15 protein-coding genes are annotated in these 17,333 nt (G+C 63.1%); 14 read left to right on the top strand and 1 reads right to left on the bottom strand.

The window, feature by feature from the left end; translation table 11 throughout:
- Positions 1 to 168 precede the first annotated feature (168 nt).
- Positions 169 to 879 carry a GntR family transcriptional regulator gene (locus tag ASE71_RS01160; RefSeq protein WP_034798498.1) on the top strand — a complete coding sequence of 237 codons (711 nt, stop codon included), beginning with the start codon at positions 169 to 171 and terminating at the stop codon, positions 877 to 879.
- Between the two features lie 113 nt (positions 880 to 992).
- The gene (locus ASE71_RS01165; protein WP_034798428.1) at positions 993 to 1,955 is read left to right on the top strand and encodes a dihydrodipicolinate synthase family protein; all 963 of its coding nucleotides are present in this window, start codon (positions 993 to 995) and stop codon (positions 1,953 to 1,955) included.
- Positions 1,956 to 2,057: 102 nt separating this feature from the next.
- Here the strand turns inward: ASE71_RS01165 and ASE71_RS01170 are convergent, their stop codons facing one another.
- Positions 2,058 to 3,095 carry an Ldh family oxidoreductase gene (locus tag ASE71_RS01170; RefSeq protein WP_034798426.1) on the bottom strand — a complete coding sequence of 346 codons (1,038 nt, stop codon included), beginning with the start codon at positions 3,093 to 3,095 and terminating at the stop codon, positions 2,058 to 2,060.
- A 156-nt stretch (positions 3,096 to 3,251) separates the two neighbouring features.
- On the opposite strand from ASE71_RS01170, the gene ASE71_RS01175 reads away from it, so the two are divergent.
- The 12 genes from ASE71_RS01175 to ASE71_RS01225 all read left to right on the top strand — a co-directional run bounded on the left by ASE71_RS01175 (position 3,252) and on the right by ASE71_RS01225 (position 17,286).
- Positions 3,252 to 4,769: an aldehyde dehydrogenase (NADP(+)) gene (locus tag ASE71_RS01175; protein ID WP_060521883.1), complete on the top strand. Its 1,518-nt coding sequence runs from the start codon at positions 3,252 to 3,254 to the stop codon at positions 4,767 to 4,769.
- A 223-nt stretch (positions 4,770 to 4,992) separates the two neighbouring features.
- Entirely contained in the window at positions 4,993 to 5,799 is an 807-nt protein-coding gene (locus ASE71_RS01180) for a transporter substrate-binding domain-containing protein (protein WP_034798420.1), read from the top strand.
- Positions 5,800 to 5,870: 71 nt separating this feature from the next.
- The gene (locus ASE71_RS01185; RefSeq protein ID WP_034798417.1) at positions 5,871 to 6,536 is read left to right on the top strand and encodes an amino acid ABC transporter permease; all 666 of its coding nucleotides are present in this window, start codon (positions 5,871 to 5,873) and stop codon (positions 6,534 to 6,536) included.
- A gap of 13 nt (positions 6,537 to 6,549) precedes the next feature.
- Positions 6,550 to 7,200, top strand: coding sequence for an amino acid ABC transporter permease (locus tag ASE71_RS01190; RefSeq protein ID WP_060521882.1), 651 nt, complete (start codon positions 6,550 to 6,552; stop codon positions 7,198 to 7,200).
- The gene (locus tag ASE71_RS01195; protein WP_034798411.1) at positions 7,193 to 7,915 is read left to right on the top strand and encodes an amino acid ABC transporter ATP-binding protein; all 723 of its coding nucleotides are present in this window, start codon (positions 7,193 to 7,195) and stop codon (positions 7,913 to 7,915) included. The genes ASE71_RS01190 and ASE71_RS01195 overlap by 8 nt, the downstream gene beginning before the upstream one ends.
- A gap of 7 nt (positions 7,916 to 7,922) precedes the next feature.
- A complete protein-coding gene (locus tag ASE71_RS01200; protein WP_060521881.1) occupies positions 7,923 to 9,170 on the top strand; it encodes an NAD(P)/FAD-dependent oxidoreductase in 1,248 nt (415 codons plus the stop codon).
- Between the two features lie 13 nt (positions 9,171 to 9,183).
- On the top strand, positions 9,184 to 10,185 hold the full coding sequence (locus tag ASE71_RS01205) for a 4-hydroxyproline epimerase (protein ID WP_060521880.1): 1,002 nt from the start codon (positions 9,184 to 9,186) through the stop codon (positions 10,183 to 10,185).
- Positions 10,182 to 11,873 (top strand): aconitase X, encoded by a 1,692-nt coding sequence (locus tag ASE71_RS01210; RefSeq protein ID WP_060521879.1) that lies wholly within the window; start codon positions 10,182 to 10,184, stop codon positions 11,871 to 11,873. The genes ASE71_RS01205 and ASE71_RS01210 overlap by 4 nt, the downstream gene beginning before the upstream one ends.
- A gap of 85 nt (positions 11,874 to 11,958) precedes the next feature.
- On the top strand, positions 11,959 to 12,162 hold the full coding sequence (locus ASE71_RS35535; RefSeq protein ID WP_034798404.1) for a hypothetical protein: 204 nt from the start codon (positions 11,959 to 11,961) through the stop codon (positions 12,160 to 12,162).
- A 269-nt stretch (positions 12,163 to 12,431) separates the two neighbouring features.
- Positions 12,432 to 14,381 (top strand): PrkA family serine protein kinase, encoded by a 1,950-nt coding sequence (locus ASE71_RS01215; protein WP_034798403.1) that lies wholly within the window; start codon positions 12,432 to 12,434, stop codon positions 14,379 to 14,381.
- 25 nt (positions 14,382 to 14,406) lie between these two features.
- Entirely contained in the window at positions 14,407 to 15,726 is a 1,320-nt protein-coding gene (locus tag ASE71_RS01220) for a YeaH/YhbH family protein (protein WP_060521878.1), read from the top strand.
- 12 nt (positions 15,727 to 15,738) lie between these two features.
- Entirely contained in the window at positions 15,739 to 17,286 is a 1,548-nt protein-coding gene (locus ASE71_RS01225) for a SpoVR family protein (RefSeq protein ID WP_034798401.1), read from the top strand.
- The last annotated feature ends 47 nt before the right edge of the window (positions 17,287 to 17,333 follow it).

Here is a 17,333-nt window from a genome sequence, read left to right on the forward strand (position 1 = left end):
GTAAGTTGCAGCGCTCAAAACTCAGCGCTCCCATGTGGGAAATGCATGGGTCGCCACAACAACCTGTGCACGCAGATGCGGATAACAGCTTCGCGCAATGACAGCAGCGGAAACTGTTGATCCCGGCGACAGAGACAAGTATTTCTTTTGTCGACAAAGGAATCTGACATGACCGATATCGACACCGACAACAGCCCCATCCCCGAGCGCAAGCGCGGCTCCGGCGTAAAGATGGTCTATGACCTCTTGCGCGACGAGATCCTCGACCTGGTGCTGCCGCCGGGCAGCCCGATCGACGAAGTGCAGCTTGCCGAGCGGCTGAAGATGTCGCGCACGCCGATCCGCGAGGCGCTGGTGCGTCTTGCCGGCGAAGGGCTGATCGACACGCTGCCGAACCGCTCGACGATGGTGGCGAACATCGACTTCCTCAATCTCAATCCGTTCTTCGACGCGCTGGTGCTGATGTACCGCGTCACCACGCGGCTTGCGGCGCAGAACCACCGCCCGGAAGACCTGGCGATCATTCGCGGCTTCCACGAAGACTATGCGGCAGCCGTGCAGACGCGCGACCCGCTCACGATGATCGCCACCAACGCCGCCTTCCATGCGGCAATCGCGGAAAGCGGACGCAACCCCTATTTCACCAGCCTGTTCCGCCGGCTGCTGGACGAAGGGCGGCGCATTCTCCGTCTCTATTATCAGTCCTATGACGAGCAGTTCCCCCAGCGCTTCGTCGACGAGCATGCGGCCATGATCGCCGCGATCGCCGCGCGCGACGTCGAGGCTGCGGATCGGCTGGGCAAGGCGCATGCGGAGCAGATCGTCGAGCAGGTGCAGAAGCTTTTTGCCCGCAACAACAAGCTCGATATCGCTTTGTAGCGACCTTTGTATTTTTCTTGTCGACAAATAAAATACAAACAGCTATTGTCTGGATCAAAGGCGAGGGCGCAGGTGCGCCGCTGCCCTGAAGACAAAGCCGAGAGGAGTTTCAGATGAAGGCTCAGATTTTCACCGGCGTCATCCCGGCGCTGATGACCCCCTGCAAGGAAGACCGCACCCCAGATTTCGACGCGCTGGTGCGCAAGGGCAAGGAGCTGATCGCTCAAGGCATGTCCGCCGTCGTCTACTGCGGCTCGATGGGTGACTGGCCGCTCCTGACCGACGAACAGCGCATGGAAGGCGTCGAGCGCCTCGTCAAGGCCGGCATTCCGGTTATCGTCGGCACCGGCGCCGTCAACACCGCTTCGGCCGTCGCTCACGCGGCACATGCCGAGAAGGTCGGCGCCCAGGGCCTGATGGTCATCCCCCGCGTGCTTTCGCGCGGCTCGGTTGTCGCTGCCCAGAAGAACCACTTCAAGGCCATTCTCTCGGCCGCCCCGAGCCTGCCGGCTGTCATCTACAACAGCCCGTACTACGGCTTCGCCACCCGCGCCGACCTGTTCTTCGCGCTGCGCGCCGAACATCCGAACCTCGTCGGCTTCAAGGAGTTCGGCGGCGCTGCCGACATGCGCTATGCGGCCGAGAACATCACCAGCCGTGACGATGGCGTCTCGCTGATGATCGGTGTCGACACGGCCGTTTTCCACGGCTTCGTCAACTGCGGCGCAACCGGTGCCATCACCGGCATCGGCTGCGTTCTGCCGAAGGAAGTCATCCACATGTGCAACCTGTCGCGTGCCGCCGCCGAAGGCGACGTCGACGCACGTCTGCGCGCACTGGAACTGGAACAGGCGCTCGCCGTTCTCTCGTCCTTCGACGAAGGTCCGGACCTCGTTCTCTACTTCAAGCATATGATGGTGCTGAAGGGCGACAAGGAATACACGCTGCACTTCAACGAGAGCGACGTTCTCTCCGACAGCCAGCGCGGCTACGTCGAAGCCCAGTTCAAGCTGTTCAACAGCTGGTACGCCGAGTGGAGCAAGCTCCCGGGCGCGGTGCAGAAGTACAAGGCCTGATCGCTCGATCGGCACTCAAATAGAAAAGGCCCTCCGGTTGGAGGGCCTTTTTCGTTTGGCAGTCTCGACGGGTCGATGACCGACGAAAAGGTTAGCCGTCGCTTACGCGACGGCGTCCAGTCCAAGAGCAAGCAGCCGCTCGAGCTGCTCGATTTCAGCCGTGTTGAGAACGACACCTTCGACTTCCGACTTGGCGCGCGCCACGAAGCGACGCTGCGACGGCAGGCGGGCGCCCTGGCCGACGATCGCCTCAAACAGCACTTCCGCACGGGCGAAGGGATTGCCCGGGCGTCCGGCTGCAAATTTCTCCGGCGAGAAGGCGACGATCAGTTCGCCGTGGAACGGTGCAAGCGTCGTGGTGCCGAGATAGTCGAGCACTTCCGGGCTCGTCAGGTCGCCGATCATGATGCCGGCAAGAAGCTCGACCATGGTGCCGATCGCCGAACCCTTGTGGCCGCCGAAGGGCAGCATGGCGCCGGCAAGCGCTGCTTCCGGATCGGTCGTCGGATTGCCTTCGGCATCGATCGCCCAGCCCTCCGGCAAGGGCTTGCCGGCACGGCGGTGCAGTTCGATCTCACCGCGGGCGGCAACCGAGGTGGCGAAGTCGAAGACGTAAGGCGGCTTGTTTTCGCGCGGCCAGCCGAAGGCGAAGGGGTTGGTGCCGAGCAGCGGCTTGTTGCCGCCGGTCGGCGCAACGGTCGCATAGCTCGGGCACATCACGAGGCCGGCAAGTCCCTCGCCGGTCAGGCCTTCGACCTCAGGCCAGAGCGCCGAAAAATGGGTGCAATCATTGATGACGAGCGCGGCGATGCCCAGCGAGCGAGCGCGTTCGGCGAGAACCGGCAGGCCGAGCTCGAAGGCGGGATTGGCAAAACCGCCCTTGGCGTTGACCTTGACGATAGCGGAACCTTCGCCCGCTTCGAGCTCCGGTGTTGCATCCGGCTTCACCTTGCCCGCCTTGACGGTGCGAAGCGCTCCTTCGATGCGGTAGATGCCATGCGACTTGCAGGCATCCCGCTCGCCGGCGACGATCACGCGGGCCAGTGCACCGGCCTGAATGGCGTTGAGCCCCGCCTTCAGGAAGATCGCCTCAACGCGCTCGAAAAGTGCTGCGATCGTCAGGGTGTTGGTTTCGCTCATCTCTCTCCCTCTCAAATGCTGCGCCTGATCCGGAAGGGCCAGTCAGGCGATTGATGTTCTGCATACATATAGTATACAAAGATCCGACAAGTGCAATTCAGCCATGATCCCCTCTGCTAGAAAAGGCAATCCGGGATCGAACGAAAGGATCGGCAGATGGCCTTCACCCCCAAAGGAAAACACCTTGTCGCCGGCGAATGGCTCGACGGCGCGGGCACCTTCGCATCGGCACCCGCCCACGGTCCGGTCCATCAGTTCGCCACCGGCACCGTGGAACTGGTCAACCGCGCGGCTGAAGCCGCCGAAGAAGCCTTCCTGAGCTATGGCTATTCGACCCGGACCGAGCGCGCCGCCTTCCTGCGCGCCATCGCCGACGAGATCGAGGCACGCGCGGAGGCCATTACCGAGATCGGCACCCAGGAAACCGGCCTGCCGGAAGCGCGCCTGCAGGGCGAACGCGGCCGCACCACCGGCCAGCTCCGTCTCTTTGCCGACCACATCGAAAAGGGTGAATATCTCGACCGCCGTTTCGATGCGGCCCTGCCCGAGCGTCAGCCAGCGCCGCGCCCGGAAATCCGCCTTATCCAGCGCCCGATCGGCCCGGTCGCAGTCTTCGGCGCCTCGAACTTCCCGCTGGCCTTCTCGACCGCCGGCGGCGACACGGCTGCCGCCCTTGCTGCCGGCTGCCCCGTGGTCGTCAAGGGCCACTCGGCCCATCCGGGCACCGGTGAGATCGTTGCGCAGGCCGTCGAGGCCGCGATCCGCAAGACCGGCGTTCACCCGGGCGTCTTCTCGCTGATCCAGGGCGGCAACCGCCAGGTCGGCGAAGCACTTGTCCAGCATCCGCTGATCAAGGCCGTCGGCTTCACCGGTTCGCTCGCCGGTGGCCGCGCGCTCTTCAATCTCTGCGCCGCACGTCCGGAGCCGATCCCGTTCTTCGGCGAGCTCGGCTCGGTCAATCCGATGTTCCTGCTGCCGGAAGCACTGAAGGCACGCGCCGAGACACTCGGCCAGGGTTGGGCCGGTTCGCTGACCATGGGTGCCGGCCAGTTCTGCACCAACCCCGGCATCGCCGTGGTTGTCGAAGGTGCTGACGCCGATCGCTTCACCACGGCCGCCGTCGAAGCGCTCGGCAAGGTCGCGCCGCAGACGATGCTGACGGACGGCATCGCCAAGGCCTATCACGACGGCCAGGCGCGCTTTGAAAGCCGCAACACGGTGAAGCCGCTTCTGACGACCGAATCGTCCGGCCGTTCGGTCTCGCCGAACCTGTTCGAAACGACCGGCGACCAGTTCCTGGCCGACCATGCGCTCGGCGAAGAGGTGTTCGGTCCGCTCGGCCTCGTCGTTCGCGTCGGTTCGACCTCTGAAATGGAACAGCTTGCCCGCGGCTTCGAGGGACAGCTGACCACCACCATCCACATGGAGGCGGCCGATCTCGAGACCGCCCGTCGTCTGCGCCCGATCCTTGAGCGCAAGGCAGGCCGGGTGCTCGTCAACGGCTTCCCGACCGGCGTCGAGGTGGTGGATTCGATGGTGCATGGCGGGCCCTATCCGGCCTCGACCAACTTCGGCGCAACCAGCGTCGGCACCCTGTCGATCCGCCGTTTCCTGCGCCCGGTCGCCTACCAGAACATGCCGGAAGGCCTGCTGCCCGAGGACTTCCAGGGCTAAGGCACTCGCCGACAGCTGCGGGCGCCTGCCGCCCGCAGCCGCAAGACACGACAGATCGCTGCGCAGGCATCCCATTTGACGAAACAAATGGGATGCCTGCGCGCGTTCTGCGTTACGAACTTATACTTTTTGTATACTAATTGTATTTTTCTATTGATTTGTGCTGTCTAAAACGGAATAGTGCCTCAGCCGTCAAACGGCACTCATTTCAGGGAGAGAGAAAATGAAGACTTCGGTGCTCGCGCTCGGCCTCGTTGCGGCCGCTGCTCTGACCAGCCAGGCCCATGCCGACAAGCTGGATGACGTCATCGGCTCGGGTACGCTGCGTTGCGCAGTCGTGCTCGACTTCCCGCCGATGGGTTCTCGCGACGAGAACAACAACCCGATCGGTTTTGACGTCGACTACTGCAACGACCTCGCAAAGGCACTCGGCGTCACCGCCGAAATCGTCGAGACCCCGTTCCCGGAGCGCATTCCCGCTCTGATGTCGGGCCGCGTCGACGTCGGCGTTGCCTCGACCTCCGACACGCTTGAGCGCGCCAAGACCGTCGGCATGACGATCCCCTACTTCGCCTTCGAAATGGCCGTCACTGCCAACGAGAAGTCGGGCGTCAAGTCCTTCGAAGACATGAAGGGCAAGGTTGTCGGCGCGACCGCCGGCACGTTCGAAGCGATCGCTCTCGAAAAGCAGGTCAAGGAATGGGGCGCCGGTGAGTTCCGTCCGTACCAGACCCAGGCAGACGTCTTCCTCGCGCTCAGCCAGGGCCAGATCGACGCTACGGTTTCGACCTCGACCGTCGCCCAGGCCAACGTGAAGGGCGGCAAGTTCGCCGGCATCTCCGTCGTTGGCAAGGCTCCGTTCGACACCGACTACGTCGCGCTCTTCACCAACCGCGAAGAATACGGCTTCATCAACTTCCTCAACCTCTTCATCAACCAGCAGGTCCGCACCGGCCGCTACGCTGAACTTTACGAAAAGTGGGTCGGCGGCGAACTTCCGGACCTTACGGCTAAGGGCGTTTACCGCTAATATGCCGTTTATCTGGCGGCGCGAAGTTTAGCTTCGCGCCGCTATTCGTTTCCGAAGAGGTGAGACGAAACATGTTCAGCTATACCTTTCATTGGAACCAGGCGCTGAAAGCCCTGCCACAGATGCTCGATGGAGCGCTGGTCACCCTGCAGGTGGCTCTGCTCTCGATGGTCATCGGCCTGGCACTGGCGCTCGCGCTGACGGCTTGCCGCCTGTCGGGCAATCGCATCCTCGGTGGTTTTGCCACCGCCTGGGTCGAAATCGCCCGCAACACGCCGGCGCTGTTCCAGATCTACATGGCCCATTTCGGCCTCGGCAATTTCGGTATCCACCTGAGCCCCTATACGGCGCTGCTCGCGGGGATCGCCTTCAACAATGCCGGTTATCTCGCGGAAAACTTCCGCGGCGCCCTCAAGGCCATTCCCGATACCCAGGCGCGGGCCGGCCGCTCGCTCGGCATGACCCCGGTGCAGGCCTTCCGCTACATCGTGCTGCCGCAGATGCTGCGCATCGCCTTCCTGCCCGTCACCAACCAGATGGTCTGGGCGATCCTGATGACCTCGCTTGGCGTTACCGTCGGCATGAACACCGACCTTGCCGGCATCACCCAGGAACTGAACGCCCGTTCGTTCCGCACCTTCGAATTCTTCGCGATCGCGGCGATCATCTACTACCTGATCGCCAAGGCCGTGACGCTGGGCGCGCGCCTGCTCGCCGCGCGCATGTTCCGCTACTAAGGAGAGGTGAGAGATGTTCAATACCGCCCTCACCCTCGCTGATCTCGGCTTCCTGCTGCAGGGCGCCTTGATGACGCTCGCGGTCACCGCCGTCTCGGTTACCGCCGGCACCGTGCTCGGCATCATCTTCGGCGTCGTGCGCAACCAGGTCGGCCCCTATTGGGCCTCCCCGCTCACCTTCGTGCTCGACATCTTCCGTTCGGTGCCGCTGCTGATCCAGCTGGTTCTTGCCAATGCCTTCCAGGCGATCGCCAAGCTCGGCTGGGCACCGTTCACGACCTCCTGCGTGGTGCTGTCGCTCTATACGGCCGCCTATTGCACTGAGATCGTTCGTGGCGGCATCTCTTCCGTGCCACCGACGACGCGCCGCGCCGCCCGCTCGCTCGGCATGACCTGGTGGCAGGACATGCGCTACATCGTGGCGCCGCTTGCGACCCGCGTTTCGCTGCCGTCCTGGATCGGCCTGACGCTCGGCGTCATGAAGGACTCCGCACTCGTCCTCTGGCTCGGCCTGATCGAACTCTTGCGCGCCTCGCAGGTGCTCGTCACCCGCCTGCAGGAACCGCTGCTGATCCTTCTGATCTGCGGCGCCATCTACTTCCTTATCAGCTTCCCGATCGCCCGGCTCGGCGGTTACCTTGAAAAACGGTGGTCCAATGATTGAGATCCAGAACGTTCGCAAATCCTTCGGCTCGCTGGAGGTTCTCAAAGGCATCGACCTCACCGTCAACAAGGGCGAGGTGCTGACCATCATTGGCGGCTCCGGTTCCGGCAAGTCGACCCTGCTGACCTGCATCAACGGTCTCGAGCCGATCGATGCCGGCCGCATCCTCGTCGACGGCACCGAGGTCCACGCGAAATCAACAAACCTCAACAAGCTGCGCAGCAAGCTCGGCATCGTTTTCCAGCAGTTCAATGCTTTCCCGCACCTGACCGTGCTTGAAAACGTCATGCTGGCGCCGCGCAAGGTGCTCGGCCTCTCCAAGGAAAAGGCCGAGGAGAACGCCGTCAAGCAGCTCACGCACGTCGGCCTCGGCGAGAAGCTCGGCGTCTATCCAACCCGCATGTCGGGCGGCCAGCAGCAGCGCATGGCGATCGCCCGCGCACTCGCAATGTCGCCGGAATACATGCTGTTTGACGAAGTGACCTCGGCGCTCGATCCGCAGCTCGTCGGCGAAGTGCTCGACACGCTGCGCATGCTGGCCTCCGAGGGCATGACGATGATCTGCGTCACCCATGAAATGAAGTTTGCCCGCGAAGTTTCCGACCGCGTCGCCTTCTTCCACAAGGGCGTGATGGCGGAAATCGCCGCACCGGAAGCGCTCTTCGGCGCGCCGAAGGATCCGGAACTCCAAAAGTTCCTCGCAGCGACGCACTGAGCCGATCATGAAGGATGCAGTTCAGCCTGACGTCATCGTCATCGGCGCCGGCGTTGTCGGCCTTTCTGCGGCGATCGCCGCCCAGGCACGGGGACTTTCCGTCACCGTGCTCGACCGGGAAGGCCCGGCAGCAGGTGCCTCGGCGGGCAATGCCGGGGCCTTCGCCTTCACCGACATCCTGCCGCTCGCGTCACCCGGCATCCTGAAGAAGGCGCCGAAGTGGCTGCTCGACCCGCTTGGGCCCTTGAGCGTGCCACCGGCCTATGCGGCACAGATCGCGCCGTGGATGTTCCGCTTCTGGCGCGCCTGCTCGGCAAGCCGCGTGGCCCATTCGACGACCGCCCAGACGGCGATGATGGACCTCTCCAAGGCCGAGCTCGAACCTTTCCTCGCCGAGACCGGCACCCTGCCGATGCTGCGCAAGGAAGGCAATCTGCAGGTCTATGAAAGCGAAGCCGAGCTGAAGGCCTCTCTTCCCGGCTGGACCGCGCGAGCCGAACACGGCATCGAGTTCCGACACATGGGCGCGGCCGAGATGGCCGAGATCCAGCCTGGTCTCGCATCGCGCTTCACCCATGGCACCTTTACCCCCGGCTGGTATTCCATCGCCGATCCCAAGCTCTACACGCTGGCGCTGGCAGACCATTTCCGCGCCAAGGGAGGTGTGATCGAGCGTGCCGAAGTTACGGCGCTGAAGCCGATCGAAGGTGGCGTCGAACTGACGGCCGACGGCAAGACGCGGCGGGCAGAACAGGTCGTGCTTTCAGCCGGCGCGTTCTCGCACCAGGTCGCCCGTACGCTCGGCGAGCGTATCCCGCTCGAAACCGAGCGCGGCTACAACACCACGCTGCCGCAGGATGCCTTCGATCTGCGCACCCAGGTAACCTTCGGCGGACACGGCTTCGTCGTCACCAGGCTTTCGACCGGTATCCGCGTCGGCGGCGCCGTCGAACTCGGCGGGCTGAAGCTGCCGCCGAACTTCCGCCGCTCGGAAGCCATGCTGAGGAAGGCGCAAGCCTTCCTGCCGGGCTTCAAGAGCGAGGGCGGCGTGCAATGGATGGGCTTCCGCCCGTCGCTGCCCGACAGCCTTCCGGCGATCGGCCGCGCCCGCGCCACCGGCCGCGTCGTCTACGCCTTCGGCCACGGCCATCTCGGTCTCACGCAATCGGCCGGCACCGCACGGCTCGTGGCCGACCTGCTCACCGGCCGGCGGCCGGCGATCGATATCAGTTCCTTCTCGCCCCAACGTTTCTGACAGAGTTTAGACCATGGCCAACCACACCTTCTCCTGCATCGACGGCCACACCTGCGGCAATCCGGTCCGCCTCGTTTCCGGCGGCGGGCCAAGACTCGAAGGCGCTAACATGCTGGAGAAGCGGGCCCATTTCCTGCGCGAGTTCGACTGGATCCGCACTGGCCTGATGTTCGAGCCGCGCGGCCACGACATGATGTCGGGCTCTATCCTCTATCCGCCGACCCGGGCCGACTGCGATGTCGCCGTGCTCTTCATCGAAACGTCGGGCTGCCTGCCAATGTGCGGCCACGGCACGATCGGAACCATCACCATGGCGATCGAAAACGGCCTGATCACGCCGCGTGAACCGGGCAAGCTTTCAATCGACGCGCCGGCCGGCAAGGTCGACATCACCTATCGCCAGGAAGGCCGCTTTGTCGAAGAAGTGCGCCTCACCAACGTTCCGGGCTTCCTCTACGCCGAGGGGCTGACGGCTGAAGTCGAGGGTCTTGGCGAGATCGTCGTCGACGTCGCCTATGGCGGCAACTTCTACGCCATCGTCGAACCGCAGAAGAATTTTCGCGACATGGCCGACCATACGGCCGGCGAACTCGTCGGCTGGAGCCCGAAGCTCCGCGCGGCGCTCAACGCCAAATACGAGTTCGTGCATCCGGAGCACCCGGAAATCAAGGGCCTCAGCCACATCCAGTGGACCGGCAAGCCAACACAGGCAGAAGCGCATGCGCGCAACGCCGTCTTTTACGGCGAAAAGGCGATCGACCGCTCGCCCTGCGGCACCGGCACGTCGGCGCGCATGGCCCAGCTTGCCGCCAAGGGCAAGCTCAAGGTCGGTGACGAGTTCGTGCATGAATCGATCATCGGTTCGCTGTTCAAGGGCCGTGTCGAGGCGGCGACCAAGGTCGCCGACCGCGACGCCATCATCCCGTCGATTGCCGGCTGGGCCCGCATGACCGGCATCAACACGATCTTCATCGATGACCGCGACCCCTTTGCTCATGGATTTGTCGTAAAATGACCCAATCGATCTCCGCCCGCAGCATTCTTTCCGGCTCCGCCGATGGCCCCATCATCGCCACGGAGGAGGCGCTGAGCTTCTGGGGCGGGGTCGATCCGGCAACGGGTCGGGTGATCGACGTGCACCATCCGCTGCACGGCCTCTGTCTGACCGACGGCATCCTGATGATGCCGTCGAGCCGCGGCTCCTGCACCGGTTCGGGCGTGCTGCTCGACATGGCGCTGACCGGCCGTGCGCCGGCGGCCCTGGTCTTCTCGGAAGCGGAAGACGTGCTGACGCTCGGCGCGCTGATCACGGCCGAAATGTTCGGAAAATCCCTGCCGGTGCTTCGGCTTTCGCGCGACGCCTTCAAGGCGCTGGCGCAAGCAAAGACCGCGCGCATCAGCGATACGGCAATCGAAGCCGATGGCCTGACAATTCCGGTCGCTCCGCCGGCAATGACGGCGCTTGATCTCACCGACGACGATCGCGCCATGCTCGACGGTCGTGACGGCATCGCCGTGCAACAGGCGATGCGCATCATCGCGGCGATGGCGGCGCAGCAGGGTGCGGAAAAGCTCATCGACGTGGTCCAGGGCCATATCGACGGCTGCATCTATGCGAGCCCGGCAAACCTCACCTTCGCCGAGAAGATGGCGGACATGGGGGCCAAGGTTCGCGTGCCGACGACCATGAACGCGATCTCGGTCGACCGTGCCAACTGGCAGGCGCAGGGCGTGCCGGAGAGCTTCGGCGATCCGGCAGCAAGGCTTGCCGACGCCTATGTGCGCATGGGCTGCCGCCCGACCTTCACCTGCTCGCCCTATCTGCTCGACAGCGCGCCGAAATCCGGCGAAGCCATCGCCTGGGCGGAATCGAACGCCGTCATATTCGCCAACACGGTGCTCGGCGCGCGCACGGCCAAACACCCCGACTTTCTCGATCTCTGCATTGCGCTCACCGGTCGTGCACCGCTCTCGGGCGTCTATCTCGACGCGCCGCGCAAGGCGACGCGCGTCATCGACGTGGAACTGCCTGAGAATATCGACGATGCCTTCTGGCCGCTGATCGGTTATCTCGCCGGCAAGGCAGCACCCGACCGCATCCCGCTTTTGCGTGGTCTTGCATCGGCAAAGCCCTCGCGCGACGACCTCAAGGCGCTTTGCGCCGCCTTCGGCACCACGTCCGCATCCCCGATGCTGCATGTGGAGGGCGTGACCCCGGAAGCGGAAGGTGCCGCCGCCAAGGATGCCGACCACACGACGATCACGCGCGCCGACATGGCCGCGGCCTGGTCGCTCCTGAACGACGGTCCGGCGGAGGTCGAGCTTGTCGCCATCGGCAGCCCGCATGCGTCGCTCGAGGAGTGCCGCGCGCTGGCCACAGCCTTCGACGGCCGCAAGCGCGATAGCAACGTCGCCGTGATCGTCACCGCCGGGCGAGACGCGATAGCCGCAGCACGGGACGAAGGTCTGCTTGCCCGCCTTGAAGAGAGCGGCATCCAGGTCCTGCCGGATCTTTGCTGGTGCTCGATCTCCGAACCGGTCTTTCCGACCAAGACCCGGGCGCTGATGACCAATTCCGGTAAATACGCCCATTACGGTCCCGGTCTTTCCGGCCGCGCCGTGCGCTTCAGCAACCTCGCCGACTGCGTCGAGGCGGCGCTCACCGGCCGCGTTTCGGTGCGCCTGCCAGCCTGGCTCGCCTAAAGGCTCGTTCCTTCTCTCCGGCGTCGCCGCGTGGCGGCGCTGTCGAGGCGCCGAGCTCGTCGCCTCCCGACCCCAACTGATCTGCGTGGGGCTCGATGATTCCCTGACGCCGCCTCAAGCGGTGGAGCGCACCTGTGACGAGACGCAGGCTGCCTATCGGGCGGCCGCCGTCGAAGACGACTTATCTTTGGTTGCAGCGCCGGGCATCGGCCATGTCGAGACAGCGACCATGCGAGACGCGGTTCTGGCCCTTCTTTTCCACCACCTCGGCGGACCCGGCGGCGGCTGACGCAACCGAACATGGCGCTCGCACAGAAAACGCCTGGGCGCATGCGGCGCCAATCGCGCACGCCCTGCGTTCAACGCCTTATGACCACCGCTTCGATCAGGTTTTCGTGATGCCACAGTCACGATTTTTCATTCATTGAAACAACCCCTTCGAGAATCACGAGAAAGCGAGTACTCTGAAGGAACATTGCGCATGGGACGCCGTTTATTCGAATGAGCGAGCCGATAAGCAGCGATCCCCGTCTCAGCCAGCGGCCGCGGGAGAGCATGATGCAAAAGAGCGAATGCGACGTCTTTGATCTCTTCTCGGAGATCTATACAAGTGCAGCGCAAGAAGAAATCAGTCTTCAGGAATACCTTCTGGCATGTCGCGACGACAAAAGCATGTATGCCACCGCACAGGAGCGGATGGTTACAGCCATAGGTAATCCAACCCTCATCGATACCAGCGCGGACGAACGTCTCGGCCGCATCTTCTCAAACCGGACCGTCAAGATCTATCCATCCTTCGCCGACTTCTACGGCATGGAAGATACGATCGAGCGCATCGTCGGCTACTTCCGCTATGCCGCGCAGGGGCTGGAGGAGCGCAAGCAGATCCTCTACCTGCTCGGCCCGGTCGGCGGCGGCAAGTCGTCGCTCGCCGAGCGCCTGAAAAAATTGATGGAACTTCAGCCGATCTACACGCTGGCGGTCGGCGGCAAGGTCAGTCCCGTCTTTGAATCACCGCTTGGCCTCTTCCATCCCGACCGCATGGCCGACCTGCTCGAAGACAAATACGGCATCGGCCGACGCCGGCTGACCGGCTTGATCTCACCCTGGGCGACGAAGCGCCTCGACGAAGTCGATGGTGACATCTCCAAATTCAGCGTCGTCAAGCTGATGCCGTCGCGCCTGCGCCAGGTGGCGATCGCCAAGACCGAGCCCGGGGACGAGAACAATCAGGACGTTTCCTCGCTGGTCGGCAAGGTCGACATCCGCCAGCTCGAAAACTACAGCCAGGCCGATCCCGATGCCTATTCCTATAGCGGCGGCCTCAACCGCACGACGCAAGGCTTGCTCGAATTCGTCGAGATGTTCAAGGCGCCGATCAAGGTGCTGCATCCGCTTTTGACCGCAACCCAGGAAGGCAACTACAACGGCACCGAAAGCTTCGGAGGTTTCCCCTATCAGGGCATCGTTGTTGCGCACTCGAACGAGTCCGAATGGCTGCAGTTCAAGAACAACAAGAACAACGAGGCCTTCCTCGACCGCATCCTCGTGGTAAAGGTGCCTTACTGCCTGCGCGTCACCGAAGAGCGGCAGATCTACGAGAAGCTGCTGCGCGAAAGCGAACTGACCAAGAGCCCCTGCGCGCCGGAAGTGCTGGAAAGCCTCAGCCGCTTCACCGTCTCCACCCGCCTTGCCCGTCACGAGAACTCGCCGCTCTACACCAAGATGCGGGTCTATGACGGCGAGAACCTGAAGGACACCGATCCCAAGGCGAAGTCCGTTCAGGAATATCGCGACGCCGCCGGCGTCGACGAGGGTATGACCGGCATCAGCACCCGCTTTGCCTTCAAGGTTCTGTCGGAAACCTTCAACTACGACACCAAGGAGGTCGCGGCCGATCCCGTGCACCTCATGTACATTCTGGAACAGGCGATCCGCCGCGAACAGTTCCCGAAGGAGACCGAAGCGAGCTACCTCGACTTCATCAAGTCCGAGCTGGCATCGCGCTATGCCGAATTCATCGGCCACGAAATCCAGAAGGCCTATCTCGAATCCTACAGCGAATACGGCCAGAACCTGTTCGACCGTTACATCGCCTATGCCGACGCCTGGCTCGAAGATCAGGACTTCAAGGACCCGGATACCGGACAAATCCTCAACCGGGAGATCCTCGACAGCGAACTGTCGCAGATCGAAAAGCCGGCCGGCATCGCCAATCCCAAGGACTTCCGCAACGAGGTCGTCAAGTTCACCCTGCGCGCCCGCGCCAAGAACCATGGGCGCAACCCCTCCTGGACGAGCTACGAAAAGCTTCGCGACGTGATCGAGAAGCGCATGTTCGGCCAGGTCGAAGACCTGCTTCCGGTCATCAGCTTCGGCTCGAAGAAGGACAGCGCATCCGAGAAGCAACACGCCGAGTTCGTCCAACGCATGACGGAACGCGGCTATACGGAGCGTCAGGTCCGGCGGCTGGTCGACTGGTATATGCGGGTCAACAAGGCGGGCTGACGATGCCGAAGCAGGGGATTGGTATATGCCGAATTTCATCGACCGGCGGCTCAATCCGAAGGATAAGAGCCTCGGCAATCGACAACGCTTTCTGAAGCGGGCCCGCGAAGAGCTCAAGCGGGTCATCAAGGATCAGGTCAAGTCGGACAGGATCATCGACGTCGACGCCGCGCATGGCGTGCCGATGCCGACTGATGGTGCCAGCGAGCCCACGTTCCAGCCGTCCCGCGGCTCCGGCGAACGCAACTACGTGCTTCCCGGCAACAAGGAGTTTTCGGCAGGCGACCGCCTGCCGAAACCGGAAGCGGGCGGCGGTGGCGGCGGCAAGGGCAAGCCCGGAACCGGCGAAAGCGACGATGATTTCCAATTCATCCTGTCGCGCGAGGAAGTACTGGACCTGTTTTTCGAGGATCTGGAGCTCCCCGACATGGTCAAGCTCAGCCTCAAGGAAACGGTCACCTTCAAGCCCCGCCGCGCCGGCTTCGCCACGGCGGGAACGCCGACGAACATCAATGTCGGGCGCACGATGCGCAACAGTTTTGGCCGGCGCCTGGCGCTGCACCGGCCGAAGGAGAAGGAACTGACCGCGGTCACCGACGAGATCGCGCAACTGGAAGTGGAGCCGGAGCCGACGGCGAAGAGCCGACAGAGGCTCAAGGAACTGCGGGTCGAGCTGGAAAGGATCGAGAAGAAGCGGCGGCGCATCCCTTACGTCGATCCGGTCGACATCCGCTTCAACCGCTTCGAGCAGCAGCCGCTGCCGAACGCCAACGCCGTCATGTTCTGCCTGATGGACGTCTCGGCCTCCATGGGCGAGCGCGAGAAGGACCTCGCCAAACGCTTCTTCGTGCTTCTGCACCTGTTTTTGAAACGGCGCTACGAACGCATCGACATCGTCTTCATCCGCCATACGGACGAGGCGCGCGAAGTCGACGAGGAGACCTTCTTCTACAGCACCCAGAGCGGCGGCACGATCGTATCGACCGCGCTCGAAGAGATGATCAGGATCGTCGAGGACCGCTACCCCTCGCAGATCTGGAACATCTATGCGGCCCAGGCCTCCGACGGCGACAACATCATCGGCGACAGCGAACATTGTGCGGCACTGCTGCGGGAAAAACTCACGAAGCTCTGCCAGTACTATGCCTATGTCGAGATCATCGACGAGCGCGAGACGGAAATCTTCGGCTCGACGGACAACGGCACCGCGCTCTGGCGCGCCTATCGCACGGTGGACGGCGAGAAGTCGAATTTCCAGATGACCCGGATCGCCAAGCCCGCCGACATCTACCCGGTCTTCCGCAGGCTTTTTGCCCGGCAGCCGGCCGCACGCACCCGGAAGTGAGGGGGAGACCGGATGGCACGACGCACGACCTCAGGTCTCCTGTTCCAGGGGTCCGATTGGAATTTTGCGACGCTGTCGCGTGCTTACGACGCGATCGAGCAAGTCGCGCTCGAAGAAATGGGCCTCAGCGTCTACCCGAACCAGCTGGAGATCATCACTTCCGAACAGATGCTCGACGCCTATTCCTCGGTCGGCATGCCGCTCATGTACCAGCACTGGTCCTTCGGCAAGCGCTTTGCCTATGAGGAGCATCACTACCGTAAGGGCCACCGCGGTCTTGCCTATGAGCTGGTGATCAATTCCAATCCCTGCATCACCTATCTCATGGAAGAAAACACCATGGCGATGCAGGCGCTGGTGACCGCGCATGCCGCTTTCGGCCATAACCACTTCTTCAAGAACAACTATCTCTTTCGCCAGTGGACCGATGCCGGCGCGATCCTGAGCTATATGGATTTCGCCAAGAAATACGTGACCAAATGCGAGGAGCGGCACGGCACTGCCGCCGTCGAAGCCATTCTCGACTCCGCCCATGCGCTGATGGACCAGGGCGTCTTCCGCTACCGCCGCCCGCCACGCCTCTCCTCTGAAAAGGTGCGCGAAAGGGCGCGCGAGCGGCTGGAATATGAGGAGCAGACCTATAGCGACCTCTGGCGGACCCTGCCGCAGGTCGCCGAGAGCCGTGATCCGGCCGAGGCCGAGCGCGACGCTTCGGAGCGCAAGAAGGTGCTCAACCTGCCGGAGGAAAACCTGCTCTATTTCCTCGAAAAACACAGCCTGATCCTGGAGCCCTGGCAGCGCGAGCTGCTCAGGATCGTGCGTGTCATCGCGCAATATTTTTCACCGCAGCGCCAGACGAAGGTCATGAACGAGGGCTGCGCCACCTTCGTGCATTACACCATCATCAACCGCCTCTACGACCAGGGCAGGATTGGCGAAGGTCACATGCTGGAACTGTTGCAGAGCCATTCCAACGTCGTATTCCAGCCGGATTTCAACGACCGGCGCTACCCGGGCATCAACCCCTACGCGCTCGGCTTTGCGATGATGCAGGATATCCAGCGGATTGCCACCGAACCGACGGAGGAAGACCGCGACTGGTTCCCGTCTTTCGCCGGCAACGGCGACTGGATGGAAACGCTGCGTGACGCCTGGGCGAACCATCGCGACGAGTCCTTCATCCTGCAGTATCTGAGCCCGGCGGTGATGCGCAAGTTCCGGCTGTTCCAGCTCTCCGATCGCTCGTCGGATCGTTTCGTCGAGGTTGCCTCGATCCACAACGAGCGCGGCTATTCCGCGGTCCGTTCGGCGCTCGCCAACAGCTACGACGTTGCTGCCAACCAGCCGGACATCCAGGTGATGGACGTCGATCTGCTCGGTGACCGGCAATTGCGGCTGCAGCACAATGTCAAGCACGGTATCCTGCTCGACGAGGGCAGCCGCGACGCGACGATGCGCCATATCCGCCATCTCTGGGGCTATGAGGTGAGCCTCGCCGGCGTCGATGCCCAAAGCGGGCGCACGGTGTACGAGTGCTCGACGGCAAAATCGTCCGAGTGAACGGATAAAAGCCGTGGGTCGTGGCCATCATTAGAATTGGTGGCAGG

It is taken from the genome of Ensifer sp. Root954, assembly GCF_001429005.1.
Lineage (GTDB): Bacteria > Pseudomonadota > Alphaproteobacteria > Rhizobiales > Rhizobiaceae > Ensifer > Ensifer adhaerens.